Origin of the sequence: Teichococcus vastitatis (genome assembly GCF_003604215.1) — a bacterium.
In the GTDB taxonomy this organism is placed as follows: domain Bacteria; phylum Pseudomonadota; class Alphaproteobacteria; order Acetobacterales; family Acetobacteraceae; genus Pseudoroseomonas; species Pseudoroseomonas vastitatis.
Map to the genome: position 1 here is coordinate 1 of NZ_QXGS01000231.1, position 572 is coordinate 572.

Sequence of the window (572 nt, forward strand, 5' to 3'; positions counted from 1 at the left end):
GGACACCTCGAAGTACCCGCTGCTGCACGGCCTTCGCGCGCAGGATGGTCGCCTCAGATCGCAACGCGCCCCTGCTGATGGAGCTGGGTGATCGGCTCAGGGCGGCCGGTGCCGCTCTTTGTTGGAGCTGTGGGGCTATGCGGGCGCAGTTCGGGTGCTGAGCCAGGCCAGGCGGGTGAAGTTGTAGGCCAGATTGGCCATGCCGATTTTCACCTGGGCCCGCGCCAGGCCGATGGTGCGCACGAACAGCGCCATGCGGTGCTTCTGGGCGGCAAAAACATGCTCGATGCCTGAGCGGATCCGGGCCCGTGATGCATTGGCTTTCGCCTGCAGCTCAGGGAGTTCGCGCCGAGGTGGCCGGCGGAACAGGATGCGCTCACTCAGCCCGCGCCGTTCCAGCACCTCCAGATGGCGCCTGGTGCGGTAGGCGGTGTCCGCCCAGACGCGGCTGGCGGTGTTCCCGGGATCCAGGAGAGCCGGAAAGCTGCGGCTGTCGTGCTGAGCGGCATCGGTCACCGCCCAGCGGCGGATCAGCCCGTGCCGCCGGTCGATGCCGATGTGGCTTTTGTAGC

At 67.8% G+C, this 572-nt stretch carries 1 protein-coding gene; it reads right to left on the reverse strand.

Features of this window, described 5'->3' with window-relative positions; translation table 11 throughout:
- Positions 1–135 precede the first annotated feature (135 nt).
- The coding region (locus D2K64_RS24055; RefSeq protein WP_157986131.1) for a transposase at positions 136–572 on the reverse strand (437 nt) is incomplete at its 5' end.